Annotated in this window: 5 protein-coding genes; all 5 read right to left on the reverse strand. The window is 43.8% G+C overall.

All coding sequences use genetic code 11. The features are described 5' to 3' along the window. Nucleotides 1-37: 37 nt before the first annotated feature. The 5 genes from ANME2D_RS01540 to ltrA all read right to left on the reverse strand — a co-directional run bounded on the left by ANME2D_RS01540 (nt 38) and on the right by ltrA (nt 5,777). Nucleotides 38-1,072: a hypothetical protein gene (locus ANME2D_RS01540; protein WP_048088549.1), complete on the reverse strand. Its 1,035-nt coding sequence runs from the start codon at nt 1,070-1,072 to the stop codon at nt 38-40. Between the two features lie 113 nt (nt 1,073-1,185). Next, nucleotides 1,186-3,471 carry a DEAD/DEAH box helicase gene (locus ANME2D_RS01545; RefSeq protein WP_048088553.1) on the reverse strand — a complete coding sequence of 762 codons (2,286 nt, stop codon included), beginning with the start codon at nt 3,469-3,471 and terminating at the stop codon, nt 1,186-1,188. Between the two features lie 89 nt (nt 3,472-3,560). Next, entirely contained in the window at nt 3,561-4,049 is a 489-nt protein-coding gene (locus ANME2D_RS01550) for a PUA domain-containing protein (RefSeq protein WP_048088554.1), read from the reverse strand. A 275-nt stretch (nt 4,050-4,324) separates the two neighbouring features. Further along, the gene (locus ANME2D_RS01555; RefSeq protein ID WP_048088562.1) at nt 4,325-4,537 is read right to left on the reverse strand and encodes a hypothetical protein; all 213 of its coding nucleotides are present in this window, start codon (nt 4,535-4,537) and stop codon (nt 4,325-4,327) included. Next, nucleotides 4,527-5,777 (reverse strand): group II intron reverse transcriptase/maturase, encoded by a 1,251-nt coding sequence (gene ltrA, locus ANME2D_RS01560; protein WP_052368507.1) that lies wholly within the window; start codon nt 5,775-5,777, stop codon nt 4,527-4,529. Before ltrA ends, ANME2D_RS01555 begins: the two co-directional genes overlap by 11 nt. Between the last annotated feature and the right edge of the window lie 795 nt (nt 5,778-6,572).

The raw sequence follows: 6,572 nt of genomic DNA on the forward strand, positions 1-6,572 counted from the left end.
TTGATCGAATGCCTGTACTTCCATAAACGTTATACTGCTATCTCTGGCTTAATATCGTAATTTTATCCCCTTTCTTTAGCATGAAATGCTGACCCGATATTTCCAGTGTCTTGATGATCGTGTCATTGACGATGCGAATGATATCTGCGTCATTGAACTTGTGATATATCCTAATCTCATTATTGTCTTGCTCGATTCTATGGATTAACCCATTCGTATTACATATCTTTTCTATAAACCTGATAATATCCTTGTAATCGGTGTTTTCAACAGATACACCATATATGATCGAGATCAGGTTGTTAAGTTGGTCAGAAAAATCCCTGGACATTAGGAGTTGATGGAAGATATCCCTGCTTATGATGATATCTTCGTAATTATCAGCCTTCAGGATATTGACCGCATTCCTCCAGAACTGGATATTGTTTTGAATCTCATCAAAAAGCGTCTGATTGTACCCGAAATGGTTTACGACTGATCTGTATGCCTCTTCTTCGTTGCTGCATTGTTCATAATCAATTATGATCAGGTTTGGTGATTCGATCACCCTCTTAGTCTTCAATCTAAGGGGATGATGGGCAAGCAGGCATGAGTAATTAACGACCGTGCCTCTTAGGTGATCAGAATCTTCTGCCTCGAAAGTGATACGGATACTCTTGGAATCAGGACTTACATCTATATGCTGGCTGATCTGGTATCCGAATATATCGCCATGTGTATTGACCATCTTGACATAGTCATTGATAGAGAGGCTATCCAGTCCAAGCAGTCTTGTATATTTTTCCATTATGACCCTGAATATACCCAGAGGGGGCACGCCCAGGTTTATTCTAAGCAGCCATTTGATCAGCGGGACAGGTACGAGTGTTGCTATCCTGTTTTCGATGATCTGGTTCCTGAGAATAATCAACTTTTTCTGGTCACCTGTTATCTTGTTCAGATTGATTCTCTGTCTGTGTTCATCAATCAGTTGTCTCAGGGCCAGACTAAGATTATTTCCGTTTGCGTCTAAAAAAGGTTTTAAAGCATCAAGGTCACTCTTATCTATAGAGATGGTTCTGCGAACTTTCATGAATCTTCCTTGGAATCCAATCCATCATCGGCTTATATCCGTCCACTATAATTGCTATAAGACTTAAAGGTAATTCTGAACTTTTATAACGCATTTTATAATTTTAAATAGTTTTACCCCTTATACTCCCCGCTCACCACTTCCTTTATCCTGTCCGCTGTTTTTGGCCCGACAAGTTCAACTTCCATCAGCTCTTCGCGGGATGCTCTCATGACACTCTCTATACTCCCGAAATGCCTGAGCAGATTCTTAGCCACCACAGGCCCGATCTCAGGCATGGATGAGATCACATACTCCTGCTGTTCCTTGAGTGTAAGGGCAGTTCTCTTTCCATGAAGGTTTATCTCCTTTTTAGTATCACCCTGCTCTCTTTTGGCTATTGTGCTGATCAATGCCGCAGTATCCTCCTCGTTCCTGCTGAATATTATTGGCACCCCAAAATCAATAGCTATGGAAGTGAGAACACCGCGGATGGAGTTTGGATTAACCTGCCTTGCCGTGTATAGCCCTTCTCCTTCTATTATAAGGAGAGGGCGCTCAAATGTGCGCACAAGATCTCCTATCTGGCCGAACAGGTCTCTCCCGTCCATGAGCGTGCTCAGGAAATCCTCCACTGTCTTTCTCTCTATGCCCACCCGGTCGCTTACAACGTAATCCCCGACCTCAAGCGTCCTCAATACTATATCCAGCCCGAGTTTTTCAAGGGCCTGCGCAACGTGAGAGCGGATTTCCCTCTGATCAATAAAGACCCTGGGAGCGACTTTATCAGGTTTTTGTTCCTGTATATTCTCATGGATTTCCTGTTCCGGGAAATCAGGTAACTTTTTTTGCTGCCGATTTATTTCCTCTTTTGTTTTTGGCTGGATCTCAAGCTCATCATTGAGGTTTTTCATTGTTCTTAACATGCTCTTTTCTTTCCTGTTGCTGCTCCAGTGGTATGCCTCATCCTTTGATCCTTTTGCCATGAGGATTACCACGCGTCCGGCATGTTTTCTTCCTGTCCTTCCTTTTCGCTGTATACTTCTAATCTCTGATGGGATGGGTTCAAAAAACAGCACAAGGTCGGTTGCCGGGATATCCAGCCCCTCTTCGGCCACAGATGTAGCGACAAGGGTATTATACTCACCGTCCTTGAACTTTTGAATGATCTCTACCTGCTGCTTCTGGGTCAGACCAGTATCCCTGTATTTACTTGCCTGTCCCACAAACCTGATCGGCCTTATGCCTGCCACCTCTTTAAGAGAGTCTGCAACAAGTTCGGCCGTATCCCTGTAGTTGGTAAAAATGATTATCCGTGACTGCGGAGCCTCAAGTATCTGTTTTCCAACTATCTCTTTCACAGCATTCAGTTTAGGGTTGTTGCTATCACATCCTGCAAGATGATGCACTGCCTTGCGGATGCTCAGATCCTCCATGAGGCGCCTGGCTGCTTTACTTCCATTCTTTGATCTCGCCTCGTTCTCAAGTCGCTCAAAATATCTGGATAACGCAGACACACCCTGGGTTTCAGCTATCTCAATGGCATGGCTGATCTTGAATATTTCAGCAAGCAGGGATATCCCTTTGTATATCTTTTGATCCGGGAATGAACTGAGCTGCGACTGCATCCGCGCCTGCAGATCAAGCATATCCATCTTTGATAATTTTTTCTGATAGGGTGAGATAAAACCGAGCTCGCATAGTTTATTTAATCTATCGGACAGAACATCATCCATCAACTGTTTTAATCCCTTTATCTCTACAGGAATAGATACATATCTCCACTCTATGTCCTTATCGAAGATATATGGTCTGACATCAGGATCAGAATCTGTCCTCATCTCAACTGATTTGATATGAAGGTTTGCGCATACCTCCTGTATCTTCTCATGGTCGCTTCCAGGGCTTGCTGTTATTCCCAGTACAAGCAGATCTGGATTCTGCTGTGCATACTTCTCTGCTATGTACACGTATGAGTAATTCCCTGCCGCCCTGTGTGCCTCATCAAAGATTATACATGATACACCTCTAAGGTCTATTCTTTTTCCAAGGAGATCGTTCTCTATCACCTGGGGGGTCGAGACTACAACCCTGGCGCCCTCCCACATTGATACGCGCTTCTGGGAGGGTGTGCTGCCTGTGAATAGCACAATCGATTCAGGCGATATATTAAGGACGTTCCTGAAAAAAGCAGCATGCTGTTCAACAAGAGGTCTTGTGGGAGAGAGGATAAGAACCTTCCCCTTCGGGAGGCGTGAGACCATAACAAGCAGGGCGACTACTGTTTTCCCAAGACCTGTTGGAAGTACTATGAGCGTTGATTTTTTAAGGGCCTCTCCTGCAAGAGAAAGCTGATATAACCTCTGCTCGACAGTATTCGATTTTACAAGAGGGTGATTAATATATTCCACATCACTCATCCGATGAATAATATCTTTTAGGGTTATATATCTAATGTGAGCAGGGTGAAAGTGTAGCAGGAAGATTAAGTGAGCTAATCAGCATAGTATCATAGGATCTCGCTCTTATCCGTCTTTACCCCGCTTCTTACGCTCACAGCCATGCCTTTTTTGAACGCCAGCATCTCAAGAGCGCAGAGCATGGCCTTTCCCGTGGCTAATAGAACATCGCTTTCATCTACAACCAGTACCTCCTGTCCTGCCCTGATATCAGGATCTACAGCCACGACATGTCTGGCAAAAGCATTCTTGCCCTTTGCCACAAACGGCGCTGCCTCTCTGTTAACCACGACCCTGTGCCCAGGAGATTTGATGAATTCATGAAGCTTTCCTGCCCCGGTAATACTCAGGATCAGTATGCCGTCCTGCGCCCTTATAGTTGCAAGGCGGTTATTATCAAGCAGGATTGAGCGAACCCTCCCGGTCGTAGAGAACTGGAATTCCACGCTATCAGGGAAGAGGGCTTCACCTGCGCCTCTTCCGAACTGGTAATCTGCTATGGTTCTTATGCGTTTTAGATGAGAGCTTATATGGGACATTTTTATCTGGAATCTTTCTCTTATTCTATTACTAAGCCTTATACATTCTTGACTATGCTTTTATAGTCAAGTTCTCAAATACTCGTAAATGATAAGGACCCTGATCTATAACGATAACCAGCTTACTTGCTTTTTATTATTCTTTCAAGCATCGTACCTAATAAAACCTCTGAAAATGTTCGGTTTTGACCGAATGTCACTATTCTAAAAAACTTCTTAGGACCGGATCACTAACCATATATCTGGGTAAAACGATCAAGGTTGTTCTGGATAATTTAAATACTCAGGATCAGTATGCTGTCCTGCGCCCTTATAGTTGCAAGGCGGTTATTATCAAGCTCTGCTTTGCGATCTTTGCGCCCTGGTATGAAAAAGTTCAATATATATCGCATCTTAGACTCGGATGTGGTTGAGCTAATATAAACAACTAACTGGTAGGTAGAGTAAAAGAGAGGTCTTTCAACCTCCCTCTCCTCATCAAACTGCACGAACGGATTTCCCGTATGCAGCTTTCGTTTGGCTTTTCCCTTTGCAGGAGACGGATTCATTCAATAATGAAGAAAGAGTAACCAATCCCATTTTAGCCAATTCAGTTTCAGGAAGTGTATACAGAATAGTATTCCAGGTACGTCTTTTCGCTTTAAAGCTCCTCAAGCGTCCTCTTATATAGCCATCAAGTTCAGCGTACAATGTTTTTACTGTGCCATCCTTGAAATAGTTCCCCCATCCACGAATTACGGGATTGATGCGGCGAATTACCGTTTCAAGGTTTATAGGCTGCTGCCGTCTTGTCCTTCGTTTGATCTCTTCCTTGAACTTCTTCTTTGCTTTATCCTTTGGGCTTCTCCAGCGTCCATTGAAACGGAAGCCGAGAAACTCAACGCCTTTACTTTTTGCAGCAACGATTTTTGTCTTTTCAGGACTGAGTTTTAACTTCAGTTCTCCCTCTAGAATCTCTGTTGCTCGTTTCAACGCATCCTGTGCATCTGATAAGAACTTGCAGAAAATAACGATGTCATCAGCATATCTAAGGAGCAGAAATCCTTGCTCACCCATTCTTCTGTCAAAGTGATTTAGATAAATATTCGACAGCAGTGGACTTAAGTTTCCACCTTGGGGAGTGCCTTCTATGCTCTCCTCAAATACACCTTCATTCATTACTCCGCTTTTCAGAAATGATTCTATCAGGGCAAGTACTCTTCCATCTGCAATCTTTTCACATACAAGATCCATCATTATCTGATGGTCAACATGGTCGAAGAATCCCACGATATCGGCATCCACTGCCCAGCGATAATCTTTTCTAATAAAAGCTTCCGCTTTTCTGACAGCGGCATGGGCATCGGTGTTAGGTCGATATCCATGGCTCTGTGGCAAGAATATTTCTTCAAATATTGGTTCAAGTATGATCTTTAGCGCTTGTTGAACTACTCTGTCTCTTACTGTGGGTATCCCAAGCTGTCTCATTTTGCCGTTATCTTTTGGGATAAGTACCCTTTTGACTGGCTCTGGTTCATAGCGATTCTCTTTCAGTAATCTCTGTATTTCAGCTAAGTTCTGTTGCAAATTCTGTTCAAATTGTTCAATGGTTACACCATCTATGCCAGCACTTCCTTTGTTCGCTCTTACACTTTCCCAAGCTTTTACAAGGTTCTCTTGTTCCCAGACTTTATGTATCAGAGCAAATTCCTTGAATTTATCATGGTATTGTTGATTCCACTTTTTCACTATTTCCTCCATCGGTTTTGGTTTGCAGCAGTTGTTCCACTATCTTCACATACTGTCACCAGAGAGCGTTTTATTGCCGTTTTGGCTGTGCTTACCTTTCTGGTATCTTCTTTTAATCCGATTGGTGTTATCGTGCTGTTCACCTCATTCTCTATCCAAACCAGAACCCCTTCACTGGGTCATGTTTTGTCCTCATACAGTCGCCTCCTGTACCCTGCGGGACAGGTTCTGTGTGTCATTGGTCTGACCTTCATTGTTACTATGAGTTCGTCCGACTTCTCATACCGCATTGGTCTGGCTTTCCCATCAGGTTATACCTCGCCTACCTCGTATCTTTTCCACTGATTCCATTGACCCAGAAACGTGTAGGGTTTGTTTCCAGTTTCAAGGAGGACGTTATGAGACCTCCCTCGGTCACACAAGAGAGCGTTCTCAGCCCTCCCTACCGTAACCACCCCAGCGTTCACAATTCTGCTCAAGCTTCCATCAATTCGAGGGATGTCGCATCGCGCTGAGGCCACCTTCGGTTCACATATTGTTTAGGGCTGTGGTTGACGATATTAGGTTACTCCGCACAATATCTCACGATATCGCACTATCCTTTCTCTTCATTCGGGAGCAGACCCGAATGGGGGGATTTTAACCCTGCGGACACCAATGTTATTGCTCACGCCGTAACATTCTCTTCAAATGTCCTGTTGTTATACTTTCTTTCTTGTGCTTCGAGGCACGCTCGAATAAGAAAGAGCGGTTTCCCGCCCTTCCTCTTCTAAGAACGGTACATGCGACTTTCAC

It is taken from the genome of Candidatus Methanoperedens nitratireducens (assembly GCF_000685155.1).
GTDB lineage: Archaea > Halobacteriota > Methanosarcinia > Methanosarcinales > Methanoperedenaceae > Methanoperedens > Methanoperedens nitratireducens.

Coding starts and splice junctions, on each gene's coding strand:
- ANME2D_RS01550 (WP_048088554.1), bottom strand. CDS start 4,049: ATGTCCCATATAAGCTCTCATCTAAAACGCATAAGAACCATAGCAGAT.
- ANME2D_RS01540 (WP_048088549.1), bottom strand. CDS start 1,072: ATGAAAGTTCGCAGAACCATCTCTATAGATAAGAGTGACCTTGATGCT.
- ANME2D_RS01545 (WP_048088553.1), bottom strand. CDS start 3,471: ATGAGTGATGTGGAATATATTAATCACCCTCTTGTAAAATCGAATACT.